Origin of the sequence: Hymenobacter rigui (genome assembly GCF_003944715.1) — a bacterium.
Lineage (GTDB): Bacteria > Bacteroidota > Bacteroidia > Cytophagales > Hymenobacteraceae > Hymenobacter > Hymenobacter rigui.
Genome location: NZ_RWIT01000005.1, coordinates 72,888 through 92,914, shown reverse-complemented (window position 1 = coordinate 92,914; position 20,027 = coordinate 72,888). Strand labels below are relative to the sequence as shown.

The 20,027-nt window shown below is 59.7% G+C and carries 15 protein-coding genes and 2 tRNA genes; 9 read left to right on the top strand and 8 right to left on the bottom strand.

Annotated features, from left to right (window positions below):
* Positions 1–29: 29 nt before the first annotated feature.
* Both EI291_RS11310 and EI291_RS11305 read right to left on the bottom strand, forming a co-directional pair.
* The gene (locus EI291_RS11310; RefSeq protein WP_125419938.1) at positions 30–2,654 is read right to left on the bottom strand and encodes an ATP-dependent Clp protease ATP-binding subunit; all 2,625 of its coding nucleotides are present in this window, start codon (positions 2,652–2,654) and stop codon (positions 30–32) included.
* Between the two features lie 122 nt (positions 2,655–2,776).
* Complete coding sequence (locus tag EI291_RS11305; RefSeq protein ID WP_125419937.1) at positions 2,777–3,427, bottom strand: WbqC family protein; 651 nt, start codon at positions 3,425–3,427, stop codon at positions 2,777–2,779.
* A gap of 259 nt (positions 3,428–3,686) precedes the next feature.
* On the opposite strand from EI291_RS11305, the gene EI291_RS11300 reads away from it, so the two are divergent.
* The gene (locus EI291_RS11300; RefSeq protein WP_125419936.1) at positions 3,687–4,568 is read left to right on the top strand and encodes a hypothetical protein; all 882 of its coding nucleotides are present in this window, start codon (positions 3,687–3,689) and stop codon (positions 4,566–4,568) included.
* Positions 4,565–5,452, top strand: a complete 888-nt coding sequence (locus EI291_RS11295; RefSeq protein WP_240635514.1) for a lysophospholipid acyltransferase family protein — start codon at positions 4,565–4,567, stop codon at positions 5,450–5,452. The genes EI291_RS11300 and EI291_RS11295 overlap by 4 nt, the downstream gene beginning before the upstream one ends.
* Positions 5,453–5,510: 58 nt before the next feature.
* Here the strand turns inward: EI291_RS11295 and EI291_RS11290 are convergent, their stop codons facing one another.
* Entirely contained in the window at positions 5,511–6,140 is a 630-nt protein-coding gene (locus tag EI291_RS11290; RefSeq protein ID WP_125419935.1) for an L-threonylcarbamoyladenylate synthase, read from the bottom strand.
* 212 nt (positions 6,141–6,352) lie between these two features.
* Entirely contained in the window at positions 6,353–8,302 is a 1,950-nt protein-coding gene (locus tag EI291_RS11285) for a Calx-beta domain-containing protein (RefSeq protein WP_125419934.1), read from the bottom strand.
* Between the two features lie 179 nt (positions 8,303–8,481).
* Between EI291_RS11285 and mltG the strand changes: the two genes are divergently transcribed.
* The 7 genes from mltG to EI291_RS11250 all read left to right on the top strand — a co-directional run bounded on the left by mltG (position 8,482) and on the right by EI291_RS11250 (position 13,472).
* Positions 8,482–9,558, top strand: a complete 1,077-nt coding sequence (gene mltG / locus EI291_RS11280) for an endolytic transglycosylase MltG (protein ID WP_125419933.1) — start codon at positions 8,482–8,484, stop codon at positions 9,556–9,558.
* A gap of 117 nt (positions 9,559–9,675) precedes the next feature.
* Positions 9,676–10,161, top strand: a complete 486-nt coding sequence (locus EI291_RS11275; protein ID WP_125419932.1) for an acyl-CoA thioesterase — start codon at positions 9,676–9,678, stop codon at positions 10,159–10,161.
* A 115-nt stretch (positions 10,162–10,276) separates the two neighbouring features.
* A complete protein-coding gene (locus EI291_RS11270; RefSeq protein WP_125419931.1) occupies positions 10,277–11,245 on the top strand; it encodes a YihY/virulence factor BrkB family protein in 969 nt (322 codons plus the stop codon).
* A 134-nt stretch (positions 11,246–11,379) separates the two neighbouring features.
* Positions 11,380–11,466: transfer RNA gene (locus EI291_RS11265), tRNA-Ser, on the top strand.
* Between the two features lie 80 nt (positions 11,467–11,546).
* Positions 11,547–11,631, top strand: a tRNA-Ser gene (locus tag EI291_RS11260).
* Between the two features lie 196 nt (positions 11,632–11,827).
* Positions 11,828–12,187 (top strand): hypothetical protein, encoded by a 360-nt coding sequence (locus tag EI291_RS11255; protein WP_125419930.1) that lies wholly within the window; start codon positions 11,828–11,830, stop codon positions 12,185–12,187.
* A gap of 34 nt (positions 12,188–12,221) precedes the next feature.
* A complete protein-coding gene (locus EI291_RS11250; RefSeq protein WP_125419929.1) occupies positions 12,222–13,472 on the top strand; it encodes a PAS domain-containing protein in 1,251 nt (416 codons plus the stop codon).
* A 106-nt stretch (positions 13,473–13,578) separates the two neighbouring features.
* Here the strand turns inward: EI291_RS11250 and EI291_RS11245 are convergent, their stop codons facing one another.
* From EI291_RS11245 to EI291_RS11230, 4 genes are all read right to left on the bottom strand, one after another.
* Complete coding sequence (locus EI291_RS11245) at positions 13,579–14,739, bottom strand: efflux RND transporter periplasmic adaptor subunit (RefSeq protein WP_125419928.1); 1,161 nt, start codon at positions 14,737–14,739, stop codon at positions 13,579–13,581.
* Positions 14,740–14,786: 47 nt separating this feature from the next.
* Positions 14,787–16,040, bottom strand: coding sequence for a TolC family protein (locus EI291_RS11240; RefSeq protein WP_125419927.1), 1,254 nt, complete (start codon positions 16,038–16,040; stop codon positions 14,787–14,789).
* A 191-nt stretch (positions 16,041–16,231) separates the two neighbouring features.
* The gene (locus EI291_RS11235; protein WP_125419926.1) at positions 16,232–19,393 is read right to left on the bottom strand and encodes an efflux RND transporter permease subunit; all 3,162 of its coding nucleotides are present in this window, start codon (positions 19,391–19,393) and stop codon (positions 16,232–16,234) included.
* A gap of 200 nt (positions 19,394–19,593) precedes the next feature.
* A complete protein-coding gene (locus EI291_RS11230; RefSeq protein WP_125419925.1) occupies positions 19,594–20,010 on the bottom strand; it encodes a hypothetical protein in 417 nt (138 codons plus the stop codon).
* Between the last annotated feature and the right edge of the window lie 17 nt (positions 20,011–20,027).

The window sequence follows — 20,027 nt, the reverse complement described above, 5'->3', positions numbered from 1 at the left end:
CGGCCGGTTTCAGTTAACGCTCAGGCAAATTATTCGCCCTGCTTTTTCGAATCCGTGGATTCATCATTGTCAGGCTCGGGCGCTTCCTCCGGCCGCTCGTCGCTGGCCAGGTTGGGCGTTTCGCCGCTCTTGCTTACCGAGAAGGTCAGTTCCTCCGCACCGGCCGTATAATCGGCGGTGATGACGTCACCCTGGGCAATTTCGGCCTTCAGGATTTCCTCGGCAATCGGATCCTCGATGTACTTCTGGATGGCCCGGTTGAGCGGACGCGCGCCGTATTTGGGGTCGTAGCCCTTCTCGGCCACGAAGTCCTTGGCGGCTTCGGTCAGCTCCACGCGGTAGCCCAGCGTCTGGATGCGGCCCAGCAGCTTGCTGAGGCTGATGTCGATGATCTTGTGGATGTCCTTTTTCTCCAGGGAGTTGAACACCACCACGTCGTCCAGACGGTTCAGGAACTCGGGCGAGAAGGTTTTGCGCAGGGCGTTGGTGATGGTGCCCTTCGTCATCTCATCCATGTTCTCCTGCCGGGCCTTGGTGCCGAAACCGATACCGGCACCGAAGTCCTGCAGGTCACGCGCCCCGATGTTCGAGGTCATGATAATGATGGTGTTGCGGAAGTCCACCTTGCGGCCCAGGCCGTCGGTCAGGATACCGTCGTCCAGTACCTGCAGCAGCAGATTGTACACGTCCGGGTGTGCCTTCTCAATCTCGTCGAGCAGGATAACCGAGTACGGCTTGCGACGGATTTTCTCCGTCAACTGGCCGCCCTCTTCGTAGCCTACGTAGCCGGGAGGCGCGCCCACCAGGCGCGAGATGCTGAATTTCTCCATGTACTCCGACATGTCGATCCGCACCAGCGAATCTTCCTTGTCGAAGAGGTAGGTGGCCAGCACCTTCGCCAGCTCCGTCTTGCCTACGCCCGTGGGGCCCAGGAATACGAAGGAGCCAATGGGCTTCTTGGGGTCTTTCAGGCCGACGCGGGTCCGCTGGATGGCTTTCACCAGCTGCTGAATGGCCTTGTCCTGACCGATTACCTTGCCTTTCAGCTCTTCACCCATGTTCAGGAGCTTGGAGCTTTCCTTCTGGGCCACGCGCGAAACGGGAATACCGGTCATCATGGCAATAACCTCGGCCACGTTCTCCTCCTTTACGGTATAGCGCTTCTTCTTGGTCTCCTCTTCCCAGTCCTTCTTGGCCTGGTCGAGCTGATCAATGAGCTTCTTCTCCGTGTCGCGGAGCTTGGCGGCTTCCTCGTACTTCTGCGACTTCACCACGCGGTTCTTCTCGCCTTTGATGTTCTCAATCTGTTCTTCGAGCTTGAGAATATCCTCGGGCACCACGATGTTGTTGATGTGCACGCGGGCCCCGGCTTCATCGAGAATGTCGATGGCCTTATCGGGCAGGAACCGGTCCGACATATAGCGGTCCGACAGCTTCACGCAGGCCTCAATGGCTTTGTCGGTGTACACCACATGGTGGTGGTCCTGGTACTTGTCCTTGATGTTGTTCAGGATTTCAATCGTCTCCTCAGGCGTGGTGGGGTCCACCATCACCATCTGGAAACGACGGGCCAGCGCGCCGTCCTTCTCAATATACTGGCGGTACTCGTCGAGCGTAGTCGCGCCAATGCATTGGATTTCGCCGCGGGCCAGAGCCGGCTTGAACATGTTGGAAGCATCCAGCGAGCCGGAGGCACCGCCAGCGCCCACAATCGTGTGCAGCTCGTCGATGAACAGGATAACGTCGGGCGACTTCTCCAGCTCGTTCATCACAGCCTTCATGCGCTCCTCAAACTGGCCGCGGTACTTGGTACCGGCCACTAGCGAGGCAAGGTCGAGAGTAACCACGCGCTTGCCGAACAGCACCCGCGACACTTTCTTCTGGATGATGCGCAGAGCAAGACCTTCGGCAATGGCTGTTTTACCCACGCCGGGCTCACCGATGAGGATGGGGTTGTTCTTCTTGCGGCGCGAAAGGATCTGGGCTACGCGCTCAATCTCCTTCTCGCGGCCCACAATGGGGTCGAGCTTGTCCTCCTCGGCCAGCTTGGTCAGGTCGCGGCCGAAGTTGTCGAGCACCGGGGTGCGCGACTTTTCGTTGCCCTTCTTGGCAGCGGCACCGCTACTGCCTGCGCCGCCGCGGCCGGCTGAGCCCCCGAAGAGGCGGTCGTTGTCGTCGTCATCGGCCTCGGGGCCGGAGGTGGGGTTGTTCGCCGTGTTACCGTGGTAGTCCAGCGAATCACGTACGGATTCGTAGTTCACGTTGAATTTGCTCAGGATTTGGGACGAAATATTATCCTCATCACGCAGAATCGAGAGGAGCAGGTGCTCCGTGCCGATAATTTCGCTCTTGAAGATTTTGGCCTCGAGGTAGGTAATCTTGAGGACCTTCTCGGTCTGTTTGGTCAAAGGGATGGAGCCGGTGATACTCGTGCCCTGAGTGGCCGTATTACGGGTGGCCTGCTCGAGGGCGTATTTCAGCTCCTCCACCGATACGCCCAATTTCTTGAGCAGACCAATGGCGGTGCCTTCCCCTTCGCGGATCATACCCAGCAACAGGTGCTCCGTGCCGATATAGTCGTGCCCGAGCCGGATGGCCTCTTCCCGGCTCAGGGAGATGACCTCCTTGACTCTATTTGAGAATTTAGCTTCCATGCAGATAAGGTAGTGAAGAAAAACGGTACCCCGCAATGCCCCTGTAAGCTAGGGCTGCGGGTTGGGCCGATATAACCTGAAAACAGATTGAGTCGGGCGTTGGTTCGGGGGCGACAGGTACACTACGCAAGAAAACTGCCGGCGGCCGGACCCTGCATAAAGAGCAGGTCTAAGATGCTGAGTCCCGGTACAAAATCTTTACCAAAGCTCTGCGCATACGGCCGGCCGGACGTCCTGTCAGGTCCTACTGTTGTAGGAGCCTTTGGTGTCAGCCAGTCGCGGCGGTCAAGGAGTAGGGCAGAAGGATGAGAGTGTAAGAGGGTAGGCTTGTTGGCAGGTGGTAGGTATTCAGTGGTGAGGTGAATGGGTAGGCGCAGGCGCAGGCAGCGAAAGTAAAACTGCAGCAGCAGCAGGTTTAGCTCGAACAGGCGTTGGGGCTTCTGCAGGTAGATGTCGTGCAGATAATCAGCGTAATACTCAAAGTACGGCGTGCCGCTGTAGGCGGTTTGCAGGGTGCGCCAGTGGCGGTGCACCCAGTTCTGGCGGTAATCTATTTCAATTCCTGATGTAAGCACTTTTTCGCTGCGGTTGCCATCGACTACGGGCACGGTGAGGGCCTGTACGCCCTGCGCGGTGAGAATGAGGCAACGGTTGCGGTAGGTCTGCTTGTGGTAATGGTCGTGGGCTTCCAGCCACAGCGCTTCAGACCCCAGCAGCTCGGCAAAAAAAGCAATGGGCGGGTTATATTGGGATTCGAAAAGAATGGAGGGCATGCGACGGGCCTGGGGCAACAACTGAAAATACTCGGACAAATAAACGGGCTGCCACTTAATGTGTGCGTGTTACAACTGCTTTTTGGGTTTGGTGTTCCAAAAATGGTTGACCGAATTTTCAAAGTAGGATATCCGACATGTAACGCGCAGAGGGCGGGAGGTGTTAAACCCGGAATCAACTAAAAGCCCCACTTTTGCAGAGCTGCGGCTGAAAACTATCCACTGCCATTCGGTTTCGTTTTACCGCCAATCTGACACTATGTTGCTGTCTGCCCGACTTCTGCCCGTTGTTTTTGTGCTTTGCCTAGGTACCGCGCAGGCCCAAACGCATCAGCTGCAGCTGGATGCCGTCCGTTTCCGCAACGATGATGTAGCCATCAAAGGCGGGGTCGTGGAGGTATATGCCACCGTGGCTGGTAAACACCTGACCTATCTGAAGCGCGGACCCAAGATGTATCAGGCCGGCGCTGCTGTAACCCTGGAAGTTATTCGGCCCGATGGATCAGCCGCGTATCAGGAAACCGTAATGCTGCGGCCGCCGGTGCTACGTGACACTACGGCGGCCATCAAAAACCCCATCAGCTTTCAAAAGCGCCTGATTTTACCGGAAGGCCGCTATACCCTGCGTGGCCAGATGAAAGATCAGAACCGCGCCGGCTTCACCGATATTGTGGAGCAGCCGCTGGTAGTGGAGGCCAATACACCAAAACCTGCGCTCAGTGACGTGGTACTGCTGCTGAAACCAGCCAGCCGCTCCTCGGTGGAGGCCAATAACTTCATGCGGCAGGGCCTGAGTCTGACGCGGGCGGCGGGCGGCTTGTACGCCCGGGGACAGGATAAGCTGTTCTTCTACTCAGAGCTGTACAACGCCGCGCCGGGGCAGGCCTATACCGTGCGCTACCGGCTCCGGGCGGCCAAAGAGGCCAAGGATGCAGCCACCGGACAGGCTACCGTGCAGGGAGCCGAAGGGCGGCCCACAATACTGACCGGGGAGTTGGACTTAGCGAAAGTGCCCGCCGGAGCCTATACTTTGACGGTTGAAACCCGCACTGCTAAAAACCAGCTGCTTGCCACGCAAACCGCCACCGTACACCGCAACCCCGATGAATACGCCCCGGCCGGGGCCGTAATGCCCCGATGAGCAGAAGCCTGAACTATGCCTGGTACTATAAGCCGCTGGAGTGGCTGTTGATTGGCTTTTCCTTGCTGCCGCTGCCGGTGTTGTACGCTGTGGCGCGCGGCCTGTATGGGCTGATGGCTTACGGTATCCGTTACCGAGAGCGGGTAGTGCTGGAGAACATGCGCAACTCCTTCCCCGAAAAAACGGATGCCGAAATCCGGCAGTTGGCCAAGGGCTTCTATTGGCACTTCGCGCAGGTAATTGTCGAAATTCTGAAGCTGCGGACGATTTCCGCCACCGAGTTGCGGCGGCGTGTGACGTTTACGAACCCGGCGGTGCTGGGCCGGTTTTTTCCGGAAGGCAAGCAGGTGCTGACGCTGGGCTCGCACGCCGGCAACTGGGAGTGGATTTTGTCGGCGGCGGCGCTGGAATACCCGGGCAAAGCCGGCGGGGTGTACAAGCCGCTGATGAATCCGTTTTTCGAGCAGTTTATGCTTCGGCTACGCAGCCGACTGGGGGCGCACCTCGTGCCCATGCTCAGTACCCTGCGCGACTTAGTGGCGCACCGGGGCCAGGGCCGTACGCTCAGCCTGCTCTCCGACCAGGCTGCTGGCCCCGAAGACCATCCGTACTGGACTGACTTCCTGCATCAGGATACGCCTTTCTACACTGGAGCCGATAAGCTGGCGGCGCAGCTACAGTGCGCGGCTGTGTACGTGGGCATCCGGCGAGTGCGGCGGGGACACTACGCCATTACCTTCACCGAACTACACGACGGCCAGACCATCCTGCCGCCCGTCGAGCACCAGCTCACAGAAGCCTTTGCCCGCCAGTTGGAGCGGGATATTCAGGCCAGTCCTTCTGACTACCTCTGGAGCCACCGCCGCTGGAAGCATAAGCGGTGAAGTTTTGAAAGGATATTCAGTCCTTTCAAAACTTCACCGCTCACCCTTTCACCGTTGCTTACAGATACTGCTCGATGTCGCCGGCACCCTGGCGAATGATATCAAAGTCCTCATTCGTGCAGTCGACGACGGTACTGGCGGTGTTGTTGCCAAAGCCACCATCAATTACCAGGTCTACCAGCGGGCGGTATTTCTCGAAAATCAGGTCCGGGTCGGTGCTGTACTCCAGAATTTCGTCGTCGTCGCGGATAGAGGTGGTGACGATGGGGTTGCCCAGGCCCTGCACCAGCTGAATGCAGATCTGGTTATCGGGCACCCGGATGCCTACCGTTTTGCGCTTCACGCCGCCGTAGCGGGGCGCTTTGGTGCTGGCTTCAAAAATGAATGTGAACGGACCCGGCAGCGCCTTTTTCAGCACTTTATACACCGGCGTGGTAATGCCGTTTGCATAATCCGTAATGTGCGAGAGGTCGGAGCAGATAAAGGACAGGTTCGCCTTTTCGGGGTGTACGCCTTTGATGCGGCACAGCTTTTCCACCGCCTTGGCATTGTGAATGTCGCAGCCCAGCCCGTAAATGGTATCAGTAGGATAGATGATGACGCCTCCTTTGCGCAGCACGTCAACGGCTTGCTGAATGCGGTTTTGGGGCGGATTATTGGGATGAATGCGGAGCAGAGTGGCGGCCATAGCGGAAAGCGAAGGTTGAGTGAGCATTCGGCCCCGGCACCGGCGGGCGTCGGGGGGCGGTCAAGGTACAAGCTGCGGCTATACGGAGCTACTCTTTTCGGGAAAAAGCTGCCTGGGGTTGCCTGCGCTGGCAACTTATCAGTGAGAAGGGTATAAAAAAAAGCTCCGACCGTATGGCCGGAGCTTTCTTAGGAAGCCAAATGCGAATCCGCTTATTGCTTCACGAAGGAGCGGGTTACGCTGCCATCCTTGGTGGTCAGGCGCACAGAATATACACCTGCTTTCAGCGTATTTACATCAATGGCAGCTTCTTCCTGCGCTACGGTGGTAGTTTTTACACGCTGGCCTAGAGCATTGAAGATTTCAACGGAAGCACCGCGGCCCAGGCTGCCTACTACTACCGTGAGGCGGTTGGCGGCAGGGTTCGGATACAACACTACGGCCTTGGCAAATGCCGGCTCACGCTGCTTCAACGTTATATCGGCCAGGCTGCGGGGAGCAATCTGGTAGCCTTCCGTGTACGGCGAAGAGCTGTCGAACTGGCTGCCGATGCCGGTAACCGAGAACGGACCCGCCGGAGCCGGCGTGTTGTACAGCGTGGTACCTCTATAGATACGCAGCTGGTAGGCTACGCCACCCGGACCGGTTACGTCCACATTGTAGCCGGAAGCCGTGGAGGTCGTCGTCCACTGAGCCGGGTCAACCGACGTCAGCGGACCCGGAATGCGGATCAGCTCCGATTCTTCGGCTTCTGTGAGGGCTGTGGTAACGACGCGAGGCGTGTAGGTGCGACGGGCGCGGCCTTTGGGCGTGATGCCAGTGAGGTTGATCTGGGTGAGGCCGTTAAACTGGCCCAGCGTACCGGTTACTTCCACCGAGTCGCCTTCTACCAGCGTGTTGGTGCCGATGTTAGCCGAGGCAAACAGACCCACACCACCGGTGTTGTCGATGAGGGTAATCTGGTAGCCGGCCGTGCGCAGGTTGGTGCCATATACAGTACCTCGGGCTGATACCGTCTGGCCGTTCTGCAGCGGTACCCCGGCCGCGTCATTGGTCGTGAGCGTGGCAATGGGCGTAACGGGGGCTACGTCGTTATCGGTGATAGTGAGCGTGTAAGTACCGGCCCCAATGGTGGCGGCACCGCTGGGCTGCACGTTCTGCAGGCTCAGGATAACTGTTTCGGTGGGCTCAAACACGGCATCATCCACAATGGTGATGGTGGCGTTCTGCGTGGTGGTACCCGCCGGGAACGTCAGCGTCTGGGTGGTGAAGGTGTAGTCAGAAGGGGAGGTGGCCGTGCCGGCCGGCGTGCCCACGGCTACCTGTACAGTAACAGCCTGCGTGCTGGCGGCGCTCAGCGTCACTGGAATCTGCACGGTGCCAGCGTTTTCAGCTACCGTAGCGGTGGCGGAACCGAAGGACACAGTGGGCGCAGCCGGGGCCGTTGCAACGGACAGCGTGAAATCATCCAAAGCCAGCAGCGCATCGGCACCTCCATCGTTGGTATCTTTCCACCGAATCCAGATGGTGGAGTTGTTGGCCCAGCTAACAGGGAAAGTAGCCGTAATAGCGGCCGAGTTAGCGGCGGCGTTTCCATTCAGCGTGGCTGCTGCGGTAGCAGTAGTAGCCAGTTCCCTAATATCAAGTGCTGATACGGCCGTCCAAGTACCAGTGCTCAGACTGGTAGCGTCCGTGCTATATTCAAAAACCAGCGACTCATTTACCGTGGCCAATTCACCCGTACGCCATTGTTCGGCCCGGCCTGCAATAGTGAGTTGGGCAATGGCGGCACCGCTAGTATTGGTGAAAGCTGCCCCAAAAGCTGGAATAGTGCCCGCCGAGGAAAGGCTGCCTAATGCCCGGTCAGAATCACCGGTCGTACCCGCAAGCGGACCAGCGTTATATGCTGCCCCTGCGTTGGATGTCTCGATTTGTATTTGTGGGGTAAGAGTAGCGCCCAGTGGGGTGCTAGTGCCTGCAAAACGAATGGCCGACCAGCCTGCCGGGTACGTAGTGCCGGTAGTGGTGAAGCCGTCGAAATTCTGGGTGTATGCGGTGCCGGAAAATGGTACCGGCGTCTGGGCCTGCGCGGCAGTGCCAAGGCCGCCCAGCGCCGCCAGCAGCGCCATGCGTTGCCACCAGCAAGAGTAAGATTGTTTCATGGAAGGAAAAGTGAGATGATGAAAGGTGAATAAAGACGCAGCCCGAAGGAAAAGGTTGGTGCAGTGGCACAGCCACAGAATCCGCGTACTTTTGAGCTGCAAAGCTACCCGCAAATGTTGGCCCCAACCACGCCGGCATGCGTTGGCAATGTTACCGTTTTGTTACCACTTCCCGCCTCATGGCTAAAACCCGCATCGATTACAAGGCCAATGCCACCCGTCGCCGCAACCGCTTTGCCTACACGGTGGGCATTTTTGGGCTGCTGCTGATTACGTTTTCCTACTACTTCTATCAGGTTTTCTTCACACCAAACGTCGAAACCAAAGGCCGCCCTACCTACATAGTGGTACGGCGCGGCGAGTCGGCCAAAGCAGTGCTGGATTCCATTGATGCCACCGGCGTTATTGTGGATAAGCTCAGCCTGCGGTTCGTGGCCAAGCTGATGAAGTACGAGAAGCTGGTGAAGCCCGGCCGCTACGAGCTGAAGGATGGCTACACCAACCGCCAGCTCATCAACGACCTGCGCACCGGCAGCCACCGCCTTCCCCTGCGCCTCACGTTCCAGAACATCCGGCTGCGTGAGGATCTGGCCCGCAAGCTAGCCACTACCATTGATGCGCGCCCCGGTCAGTTCGACAGCCTGCTCAGCTCGCCTACTTATACCAAGAGCCTGGGCTTCGATACCACCAGCATCCTCACCATGTTCATCCCGAACACGTACGAGCTGCCCTGGAATGCCTCCGCCGAAAACGTAATGCAGCGGATGCAGAAGGAGTACGAGAAGTTCTGGACGCCCGCCCGCGACGCCAAGCGCAAAGCCCTGGGCCTCTCGCGGGCCGAGGTAAGTACGCTGGCCAGCATTGTGGAAGCCGAGCAGCAGCAGCACGCCGACGAGCGGCCCCGCGTGGCGGGCGTGTACCTTAACCGCCTCAAGCGCGGCATGAAGCTCCAGGCCGACCCCACCGTGGTGTACGCCAACCACGACTTCACCATCAAGCGGGTGCTCAACGTGCATCTGGCCAAGGATTCACCTTACAATACGTATAAGTACGCGGGCCTGCCGCCCGGCCCCATCAATCTGCCTAGTATTGCCAGCATTGATGCTGTGCTTAACCCCGAAAGCCACGACTATCTGTACTTCTGCGCCAAAGAGGATTTCAGCGGCTACCACGCCTTTGCCCGCAACGAGCAGGAGCATCTGGTGAATGCCCGCCGCTATCAGGCCGCCCTGAGCCGCGCCGGTATCATGAAGTAAGTTGTCAGTTGTTCGTTGTCGGTTGTTAGGCTGTTCTGTTAGATTTCAGCAACAATCAACTGGCAACCGGCACCTGAGAACTAATAACTGATAATGAGCAACTGACAACTCAACCCAATGTACTCTTCCGACACCCAGATCCGCGTGCGGTACGCCGAAACCGACCAGATGGGCTACGTGTACCACGGCAACTACGCGGCATATTTTGAAGTGTGCCGTACCGAGGCGTTTCGCCACCTGGGCATCAGCTATAAAGCCCTGGAGGCCGACGGCGTGGGCATGCCGGTAGGGGAGATACGCACCCGCTTCCGTCGCCCTGCCCGCTACGACGACCTATTGACGGTACGTCTGCTGTTGAAGCAGCCTACTGAGGGCTCCCGCATTCTGTTCGAGTACGAAATCTATAACGAGGCGCAGGAACTGCTTACTGAAGGCCATACGCTGATGGTGTTCGTGAGCATGGCCACCGGCCGGCCGGTACCGGTGCCGAAAGACATAGCCGCCAAACTGGCCCCCTATTTCACAGACGAGGAAACCGCCGGTCCTCTCACACCGCCCAAAGCCCCATCCGATGCCCCGGCTCCGGCGGCGTTTTTGAAATAAGGATACAGGAGTTGGGAGCCAAAAGGCAGGAGTTAAGTAAGTATCCCGTACGCGGAATGAACTCCTGACTTTTGGCTCCCAGCTCCTACAACTCCTGGCTCCTAACTCCTCCCGCATGCGTATTCCCGTTCGCCGGTATCATTTGCCCGATGTGCGCCGCCGCCGTAGTGTGCGTCGGGCCATTGTGTTCCTGAAGCAGCTGCGGTTTGCGGGGGGCAAGGCATCGGTGTACGATGTGGTGGACCGGCTGCTGCAGGAAATCAAGCTGGATGGTATTGCCAAGCGGGCCTCCTACATGGCCTTTAACCTGACTATTGCCATCTTTCCCACCATCATCTTTCTGTTCACGCTCATCCCGTACATCCGTATTCCTAATCTGAATCTGGACATCCTGCAGTTTCTCGCCGATTTGATTCCGCAGGAAATGTATGTAGCCATTTCCGACACCATCGAGGATATCGTGAATATTCCGCATGGGGGGCTGCTGTCGTTCGGTTTTGCTACTGCGTTGGTATTGAGTTCCAATGGCATAATGGCCCTACTCGATGCTTTTGAAAAGAAGTATCCGTCGTTCAAGAAGCGCACCTACCTTCGCAAGCGAGTAATTGCCACCGTGCTTACGGTAGTGCTGTCGTCAGTGCTATTGTTCGCCGTTATCGGTATTTTCTTCGGCACTTATATCATTGATGTATTGGTGTATCAGGAAATCGTGCCGGAATCCATGACCGAGCAGCTGACCAGCCTGCTGCGTTACGGGTCCGTTACCGGCCTGTTTCTGCTCACTACCTGCCTGGTGTACTATTACGTGCCGCCCGTGCACGACAAATGGCCCTTTATATCGGCCGGGGCGGTAGTGGCTACGCTGCTGATTTTTCTGGTTTCCTTCCTTTTTATTCTTTACGTCAAGATTTTCGACAGCTATAACCACTTCTATGGCTCCATTGGCACGTTGGTGGGCTTTATGGTGTGGCTGGATTTCGTATGCATGACGCTGATTCTGGGCTTTGAAGTGAATGTGAGCATTGATGCCGTTACGGGCCGGCTGAAGCGGCCGGCGGCACTGACCAAGGCGGTGGCCCAATAAGCTAGGAGCGAAGAATTTGTGCCTGAAAATGAGTGGCTAAGCCTGCCGCTCAAGAAATATTTGGCCGGGCTGCTTGTTCATTTCCGAATCGTCTCTACTTTTGCCATCCCAAACCACTCGTTTGGAACCTGTACAGAGAGGTGGCAGAGTGGTCGAATGCGACGGATTCGAAATCCGTTATACCTGCAAGGGTATCGGGGGTTCGAATCCCCCCCTCTCTGCAACTGGCTTTTTCAGTACGTGAAAAAGCCTTTTTTCTTGGCACTCAGAGCGGCAACGCACTTGAAACCTTCTTATATCCAGAGGAGTGGCAGAGTGGTCGATTGCGGCGGTCTTGAAAACCGTTGAGGGTTAAACCTCCGGGGGTTCGAATCCCTCCTCCTCTGCGATGCAGCTCTGGTGCACAGGAACTGAAAACGCCTTCCAAACTATTTGGAAGGCGTTTTTGTTTGCGTCCGGTACTGCTTCATATAAGCAGGCGCAGAAAAGGATGAACAGAAATCGGGGGCCGACCGTTATACCGTTAAGTCTGCTAGCTGGCGCATTATTTGCTTTCGTTGCCCGTTACCTTTGCCCGCATCTATGGCCGAATTACTGTTCGACGTGAACCTGCAACAACTGCCCGACGAGTTCCTGAATGGAAACTGGCGGGTAGCCGACCGAGTACTCAACCACACCGACCCTACCAGTATGCTGGCCTGCGCCGAGCTGTTTGCACTCCAGCCGGGCCGGGTAGAAGTGCAGGCCTCGCACGGGCAGGATGCCGGTCGGTGGCAGATTCAGCGGGATGAGTTGCTGAACCGCCCATATCTGGAGTTGATGCTGGGGCAGGAGAAAACCCGTGCGCTGGTAACTCGTCTGCGCCGCTCCCGTAATGGCGCCGAAAGCCAATTGAACTTATACTTTCAGTCAGGGATGGAAATGCACCTTACGCAACCGTAAGAGGCTATTCATTCACGTATCACTTGTTTTTCATATGGCCGCTGCCACCTCTGAAACTCCGGAATTCACCTCTTCCGCCACCAGCCGTTCCTCCGCCAGTGAAAGCGTGCTGCTGAGCGTTACGGATGCTGTGGGTACCACCTTATATGCCAGTCCGCAACTACTGCAATTCACGGGCTTGTCCTTGGACAGCCTGAATGCCGGGTGGCCCGAGCTGGTGCATCCGCAGGACGGGGCGCGGGTGATGGCGCAGGTAGAAAGTATGAATGAGTCGGCCCAGCAGTACCAGATTGAGTGGCGCATTCGTCGGCACGACGGGCAGTACCGCTGGGTTCGTACCACCGGCTACCCGCAGCTGGATGCCAGCGGGCAGGTGCAGCAGTGGATCATTGGGACTGTAGATATTGAGGAAGCACGCAGCAAGCAGGGCGTTTCCGGGGAGGATTTCAGCTTTCTGGCCGAGTTGATTCCGCAGCTGGTCTGGACGACGGACCCGACGGGCTTCCACACGTATTTCAACCAGCGCTGGACTGATTACACCGGCTACACCCTGGCTGACAGCGTAGGACCGGATATGTGGAACAACCTCCTGCACCCCGACGACCAGCAGCTGGCCCGCCGGGTGTGGGGCCACTCCCTGGCTACCGGCGACTTTTACGAAATTGAATACCGGTTTAAGTCGCGTGAAGGCGGGTACCGCTGGTTTCTGGGCCAGGCCCTGCCCGTGCGGAATGAGGCGGGGGAGATTGAAAAGTGGTTTGGCACCTGCACCGATATTCACGACCAGAAGATGCAGGAACTGGCCCTGCGCAAGCGGGAGCAGGATTTTACGACCCTGGCCAACGCCATTCCGCAGCTAGCCTGGATGGCCGATGAAACCGGCAGTATCTTCTGGTACAACGACCGGTGGTTCGGCTTTACGGGCACCACGCTGGAGGAAATGCAGGGCTGGGGCTGGCAGAAAGTGCATCATCCCGATTATGTAGATGCCGTGCGCGAGAAATTCCGGATGGCAATTGAGGCTGGCGAACTGTGGGAAGATACCTTCCCGCTGCGCCGCTATGACGGGGAATACCGTTGGTTTCTGAGCCGGGCCGTACCCGTGCGCGATGATGAAGGCCGTGTACTACGCTGGTGCGGCACCAACACCGATGTAACCGAGCAAAAGCAGCTGCAGGAGCAACTGGAGCGGGCCTACTCCGACCTGGAGGCCAAGGTGATGTTCCGGACGCTGGACCTGGAGCGTGAGGTGCAGGAACTGCGCCAGCAAATAGGAAAGAAATAGCTAAGCCGCTGGGCCGAATGCCCAGTGCAACCGGCATAGAAAAGCCCTTGGCAACCATTGCCAAGGGCTTTTCTGTGTGCTAGAGTGTTCGTAAAACTACACTTTGCTATTCCTCCGCGTCCTGACCTTTTTTGAGCTCCGCGTCCAGAAAGTATGCGCCCCGCTGCACCAAGTGAGTGGAGTCGGGGAGGGGTTCGAGCAGGCGCAGGGCTACGTCGCCGTTTTCGGTGGCTCCCGGTTTTACCTTGATGCGGCGGAATGTGTCGGGGGCCGTCCGGACGAAGATGTAGCTAAACTCTCCGGCCTGAATAATAGCTTCTTCGGGAAGCGTCCGTTGCCGGGCCGCACCGGTCTGGATGGCGGCGGCCACATACTGACCCGGAATCAGGTCGTCGCGCTCTGGCTCCAGGTGGGCATGCACGTTCACTGTGCGCTTTTCAGGGTCGAAGGACTTGCCCACCAGGTACACGTTGGCCGTCATATCGGAGCCGCGGCGCTGGCCGGGTAGCCGGAACACCACCTGCTGGCCTTTGTGCACTTGGTTTACGTCGCGCTCAAATACCTGCAGCTCCAGGTGCATGTGGCTGGGGTCCACCAGCTCCACCAGCACATCCTGGGGATTTACGTACTGGCCGGGGTTGATGCGCACCATGGCCACGTTACCGCTGATGGGAGCCATGAGCGTAACGGAGGGCGAAATCCGCCCCTGATTTAAGTTGCTGAGGGAAATACCCAGCATGCGGAGCTGCCCGGCGGTAGCCTGCAGGTTGGCTTGTTCCGAGGTGTACTCGCTCTGGGCCTGCTGCAGCTTGCGCTTGGCCCCCACGTCCTCGGCGTCGAGAGTTTGCTGGCGTTTCAGCTCCTGTTGCAGAAACGTGACGCGGGACCGGCTTTGCAGGTATTCCTGCTGCAGCTTCAGGTAATCGGGGTGGCGTAGCACGGCCAGTACGGCCCCGCGCCGCACCTGCTGGCCCGGCAATACGGCCACGCTCTGCACGTAGCCGCCCATTACCGCCGATACGGAGGCCCGGTTCTGGGGCGGCACGTCTACCACGCCGTTGGCCTGCACATCGGCGGCCAGATTTTTCCAGTTAAATCCCCCCAGCTCCAGCCCGGCGGCCCGGGCCTGGGCGGGGCTGATGCGTACCTCGTCGGGGGTAGTGGGCCGGGTAGGGGCGGCGGCTACGGGCGTTTGTTTTTCCGGAGCGTTATTCTGACCGCAGGCGGTCAGCAGCGTTGCCAGCAATAAAAGGGAAGTGGGTTTCATGAAATTGAGTCTAAGAAGTCAGCCAGCTGCTACAAAGCCGCAGTCGGTTATTGGGCATCGGCACCGGTGAGGGCCAGGAGTTGCAGGGCCAGCTCGTTGTAGCGGCTTACCTGGTCGAGGTAGGCGGCGCGTATCTGCCAAGCTGGCTCGGTGTTCACCACGTACTCCACGTACTCGATGTCGCCGGCCCGGAAGCTTTTTTCGGCAGTATCCAGAATCAGGCGGGCCTGGGGCAGGGCGGTTTGCTCGTAGTAGGTGAGTGAGGCCCGGGCCCGCTGCAGCTGGCGGCGCAGGCCGGCCAGCTGCCCGCCCAGTTGGGTAGTGGCGTAGCGCAGCTGGGCTTCGGCGGCCTGCTCACCAATGCGGGCGGCCTGAATCCGGCCCTTCTGCACCCCGCCCAGCAGCGGCACGGCCACCCCGGCCTGGGCCACGTGGAAGCCGGCTTCCTTATTGATGGTTTGGTTAAAGTAGCCCAGGCGCACATCGGGCAGGCGGCGCAGCTGTTCTACCCGGGTCTGGCGGCGGCTTAATTCCACCTCCTGCTCCAGCAAGGCTAGGGTGGGGTTGGAGCCCGCAGATAGCCCGGCCGTATCGGCCGGCGTGAGGGCCAGCACCGGGGCCGTGGTGGTGTCGATGAGGATAAGGCCGGGCTGGTTGAGTAGTACCGCCAGCTGCTGCTGCTGCACCTGCTGCTCGGTGCGCACCGTGGCCAGCCGGTTCTGCAGCTCCAGCCGCCGCGCCTCGGCCGAAACCTGCTCCAGGCGGTTGGTTTCGCCGGTTTGGTAGCGGATGCGGGCGGCCCGGGCGGCTCGTTGGTAGAGGCTATCCTGGCGGCGCAGCAAAGCGGCCCGGCGGTAGCTCAGCAGCAGCTCGTAGTAGCCACTGCGGATGCGGAACGCCAGCTCCCGGCGCTGCTGACGCACCCGCTGTTCGGCCGTGAGCACCTGGCCTTCCAGCAACCGGCGCTGGGCCCCGTACACGCCCGGCAGCGCCGTTTGCTGAATCACGTTGAAGCTCTGGTCGCGCAGGGGGCCGGAAATCTGCCCAACCTGGTAGTCGAGTACGGTGCGGGGCACGTCGTAGCCGGTGCGGGCCAGGGCGCGCTGCCGCTCAATCTCCAGACTGCCGGTTTGTATCAGCAGGCTTTGGCTGAGGCCGGTTTGCAGCGCCTGATTCAGGGTAAGCAGGCTGCCGGGCAATACCACCGGAGCCGGTGCCGCCGCGGGCGGCGGCAGGGTGCGTGGCGTGGTCTGGGCCTGTGCCCATAAGGGCAGCAGGAGCAGGCAAAGGAGATATTTCATATGAGTGAAATTGCTTAGGGCGGGACCTCACCCCCCGGCCCCCTCTCCTCGGGGAGAGGGGGAGCCCGACGTCAGCTTGTGGCCTACGGCTTGCAGCTTGTGGCTTATAGCTGAAAGCTGCAAGCCAGAACGCACCCCCTCTCCCGGAGGAGAGGGGTCCGGGGGGGGAGGTCGGGGGCCGGGGGAAGATTCTACAACTCGTGGTTTTCCTTGATTTCGGCCAGTAACTCGGGCGTGGGCTCGGTAGGGCTGGGCTCACCATCTTTGGTGAAGAAGGTGTAGAGCACCGGCAATACCACCAGCGTGAGCAGGGTAGCCGAAATCAGCCCGCCGATAACGACTGTGGCTAGGGGCTTCTGCACTTCGGCGCCGCCGGAGGTGCTCAGGGCCATCGGCAGGAAGCCTAGGGAGGCCACGGCCGCCGTGAGCAGCACCGGCCGGAACCGCTCGTGGGTGGCTTTCAGCACCCGCTCCCGCACCGAGCCGATGCCAGCCAACGCCAGCTCGTTGATGCTGGCTACCAGTACGATGCCGTTGAGTACGGCTACCCCAAACAGGGCAATGAAGCCCACGCCGGCCGAAATGCTGAACGGCATCCCGCGCAGCCACAGGGCCAGAATGCCGCCAATGGCCGCCAGCGGAATACCCGTGAAAATGAGCCCCGCCTGCTTCACCGAACGGAAAGACAGGTAGAGCAGCACGAAAATCAGGAGAAGCGACACCGGCACGGCTACCGCCAGGCGGGCCTTGGCCTGCTGCAGATTCTCAAACTGGCCGCCGTACTTCAGGGTGTAGCCCTCGGGCAGCTGCAAACCGGTGCTTAGCTTCTGCTGAATTTCCTGCACCAGGCTCTCCACGTCGCGGTTGCGCACGTTCACCCCGATGTTGATGCGGCGGCGGGCATCGTCACGGGAAACCTGGGTGGGGGCGTTGCGGAAGTCCACATCGGCTACTTCTTCCAGCGGCACTTTCTGGCCGCCGGGCACATCCACGTACAGTTGGCGCAAATCCTGCAGGCCGCGGCGGTTGGTGCTGTCCAAACGTACCACTAGGTCGAAGCGCCGCTCACCTTCGTACACCTGCCCGGCCACATCACCGGCGAAGGAGGCGCGCAGCAGCGTGTTCAGGTCCTGCACGCGCAAGCCGTACTGGGCCATCTTCTGGCGGTTGTAGCGCACGCGCAGTTGGGGCAGGGCGGCAATCTGCTCCACCTTCAGGTCGCCCACGCCGGCCAGGGGCCGAATGAGGGTGGCGGCTTCGTTGGCCTTCTCGAACAGCAGGCCCAGGTCGTCGCCGTAAATCTTGATGCTGATATCCGACTTCACGCCCGAAATCAGCTCGTTGAAGCGCATCTGAATGGGTTGCTGGAACTCCAGGTTCACGCCCGGAATGCCGGCCAGCGCGGCACTCATCTTGTTGGCCAGCTCTTCCCGCGAGTGGGCCGAAGTCCACTCGGCATGGGGCTTGAGCACCACAATCTGGTCAGAATCCTCGAACGACATGGGGTCGGTGGGAATTTCGGAGGTGCCGATTTTGCCCACCACCTGCTCCACTTCCGGAAACTGCTTCAGCAGAATTTTCTGCACCTGCGTGGTGGTGGCAATGCTTTGGGCCAGCGAGGAGCCCGGGGCCAGCGTCACGTTCACGGCAAAGTCGCCCTCGTCCAACTGCGGAATAAACTCGCCGCCCATGCTGGCAAACACCACGCCCGCCAGTACCAGCAGCCCCACGGCCGCGCCGGCCACCACCCCGCGCAGGCGCAACGCCCCCCGGATGATGGGCTCGTAGCCGCGGTACAGAAATTTCATGATGCGGTCGGCCACGGTGCCTTCCTCCTTGATATCCTTGCGTAGTGCCCACGCCGACACGGCCGGCACGTAGGTAAGGCACAGGAGCATAGCGCCCACAATGGCGAAGCTTACCGTAAGGGCCATGGGCCGAAACATCTTGCCCTCAATGCCGGTGAGGGCCAAAATGGGCAGGTACACGATGAGGATAATGAGCTGCCCGAACAGCGCAGAGCGCATCATGCGGGTGGCGGCCGTTTCGGCTACCTGGTCCATGGTTTCGCTTTCGGCCTTGGCCCGGAAGTGCACGAGGTGGAAAATCATGGCTTCCACGATAATCACCGCCCCGTCCACAATCAGCCCGAAATCCAGCGCGCCCAGGCTCATCAGGTTGGCCGATACGCCGAAGGTGCGCATCAGGCCCAGGGCAAACAGCATGCACAGCGGAATCATGGAGGCTACCACTAGCCCGGCCCGCCAGTTGCCCAGCAGCACCAGCAGCACCACCATCACAATAATGCCGCCCTCAATAAGGTTTTTGGCCACGGTGTGAATAGCCGTGTCCACCAGCTTGGTGCGGTCCAGAAACGGCTGCACGTACACACCTTGAGGTAGTGCCTGGTTGATTTCGGCCACGCGGGCTTTCACGCCCTTAATGGTTTGCTCCGACGACGCGCCTTTCAGCATGAGCACGATGCCGCCCACGGTTTCGCCGCGGCCGTTGCGCGTCATGGCCCCGTAGCGCACCGAGTGGCCGAAGCGCACGTCGGCCACGTCGCGGACCAGCAAAGGCGCGCCACCGTTCTGTTTGATAACGATACTGCCCACATCCTGCAGGGAGGTAGCGCGGCCTTCGCCCCGGATGAAGTAGGCGTTGCGGCCCCGTTCCAGGTAGCTGCCGCCGGTGTTGGCGTTGCTGGCCTCCAGGGCCGAAAACAGCTCGGGCATGGTTACGCCGCCAGCGTTGAGCCGCTCGGGATTCACGCTCACCTCGTACTGGCGCACGTAGCCGCCGAAGCTGCTCACGTCCACCACGCCGGGTACGCCGGCCAGCTGGCGTTTCACTACCCAGTCCTGCAGCTCGCGCAGGCGGGCCAGGGAGTATTTTTGCTCGAAGCCGGGCTTGATGGCCAGGCTGTACTGAAAAATTTCGCCCAGGCCGGTGGTAATGGGGGCCATTTCGGGGCGGCCCAGGCCGGCTCCCAGGTCGGCTTCGGCGGTGCGCAGCTTCTCGGCCACCAGTTGGCGGGTTTGCAGCGTGGGCACGTCGTCCTCGAACACTACGGTAATCACCGAGAGGCCGAAGCGCGACACAGAGCGCACCTCCGTTACGCCCGGAATGGTGCGCAGCGTGAGCTCCAGCGGAATCGTCAGGAGCTGTTCCACCTCCTGGGCGGCCAGGGCGGGGCTTTGGGTGAGTACCTGAACCTGGTTGTTGGTTACGTCGGGAATGGCATCCAGCGGGAGGGTAGTGGCCGAGTAGCCACCCCACGCCACCAAGGCCAGGAGCAGCAGCACCACGAACAGCTTGTTGTGGATGCTGCCCCGGATAATGCGGGCAAGCATAGGAAAATGGGTTGCCGCCGGGAAAAGGAGCTAGGAGTGAGGAGCCAGGAGAAAAGAAGCCGGCACTAATGAAATTCTCATCGGGCAACTCAATTCCCTTCTCCTCAACTGCTACCTTCTAATTTCTCAGAAAGCCAGCGGAATGAGCGAAAAAACTACGGAAAGCGGCCGGACGCACTGCGGCCGGGGGCTTCGGGTAGCTACGCTCGGGGCGGCTGCAGCAGCGGGTTGCTCACGCTGAAGGCGTAGAGCGGGCCGGGAGCCACGCGGTAGGCGGCGGCGGGCCAGGCCAGGGGGCGCGGAGGCAGCAGCACCCGGCCAATGGGCAGCACGAAGCTCACCATCATGCAGTCGTGGTGGTGCTGTTCCAGCGGGAGTTTGTGGTGGTCCTGGGCGTCGCGCTGAGAGTAGGGGTGGCGGCGGTGGTCGACGCCGTGGGGGCCGTAGTGCAGCGCCAGAAACTGCAGCGGCGAAAGGTTGCCGGCCGCCAGCGCGCGGTGGTAACGGTAATGCTGCGCCAGCTCGGGCAGCTTCCCCAGCTCCGACAGGTCGTTCTGCGGCACTAGGCCGCTCACGAGCATCAGAATTCCCAGAAAGAAGGCTACCACTTGCTTCACAGAGGCAAAGGTACGGC

Bases quoted from the DNA above. Each gene is read 5' to 3' on its own strand.
- EI291_RS11290 (WP_125419935.1), bottom strand. From the start codon at position 6,140: ATGGCCGCCACTCTGCTCCGCATTCATCCCAATAATCCGCCCCAAAAC.
- EI291_RS11295 (WP_240635514.1), top strand. From the start codon at position 4,565: ATGAGCAGAAGCCTGAACTATGCCTGGTACTATAAGCCGCTGGAGTGG.
- EI291_RS11245 (WP_125419928.1), bottom strand. From the start codon at position 14,739: ATGAAACCCACTTCCCTTTTATTGCTGGCAACGCTGCTGACCGCCTGC.
- EI291_RS11305 (WP_125419937.1), bottom strand. From the start codon at position 3,427: ATGCCCTCCATTCTTTTCGAATCCCAATATAACCCGCCCATTGCTTTT.
- EI291_RS11275 (WP_125419932.1), top strand. From the start codon at position 9,676: ATGTACTCTTCCGACACCCAGATCCGCGTGCGGTACGCCGAAACCGAC.
- EI291_RS11240 (WP_125419927.1), bottom strand. From the start codon at position 16,040: ATGAAATATCTCCTTTGCCTGCTCCTGCTGCCCTTATGGGCACAGGCC.
- EI291_RS11310 (WP_125419938.1), bottom strand. From the start codon at position 2,654: ATGGAAGCTAAATTCTCAAATAGAGTCAAGGAGGTCATCTCCCTGAGC.
- EI291_RS11270 (WP_125419931.1), top strand. From the start codon at position 10,277: ATGCGTATTCCCGTTCGCCGGTATCATTTGCCCGATGTGCGCCGCCGC.
- EI291_RS11300 (WP_125419936.1), top strand. From the start codon at position 3,687: ATGTTGCTGTCTGCCCGACTTCTGCCCGTTGTTTTTGTGCTTTGCCTA.
- EI291_RS11255 (WP_125419930.1), top strand. From the start codon at position 11,828: ATGGCCGAATTACTGTTCGACGTGAACCTGCAACAACTGCCCGACGAG.
- EI291_RS11285 (WP_125419934.1), bottom strand. From the start codon at position 8,302: ATGAAACAATCTTACTCTTGCTGGTGGCAACGCATGGCGCTGCTGGCG.
- mltG (WP_125419933.1), top strand. From the start codon at position 8,482: ATGGCTAAAACCCGCATCGATTACAAGGCCAATGCCACCCGTCGCCGC.
- EI291_RS11250 (WP_125419929.1), top strand. From the start codon at position 12,222: ATGGCCGCTGCCACCTCTGAAACTCCGGAATTCACCTCTTCCGCCACC.
- EI291_RS11235 (WP_125419926.1), bottom strand. From the start codon at position 19,393: ATGCTTGCCCGCATTATCCGGGGCAGCATCCACAACAAGCTGTTCGTG.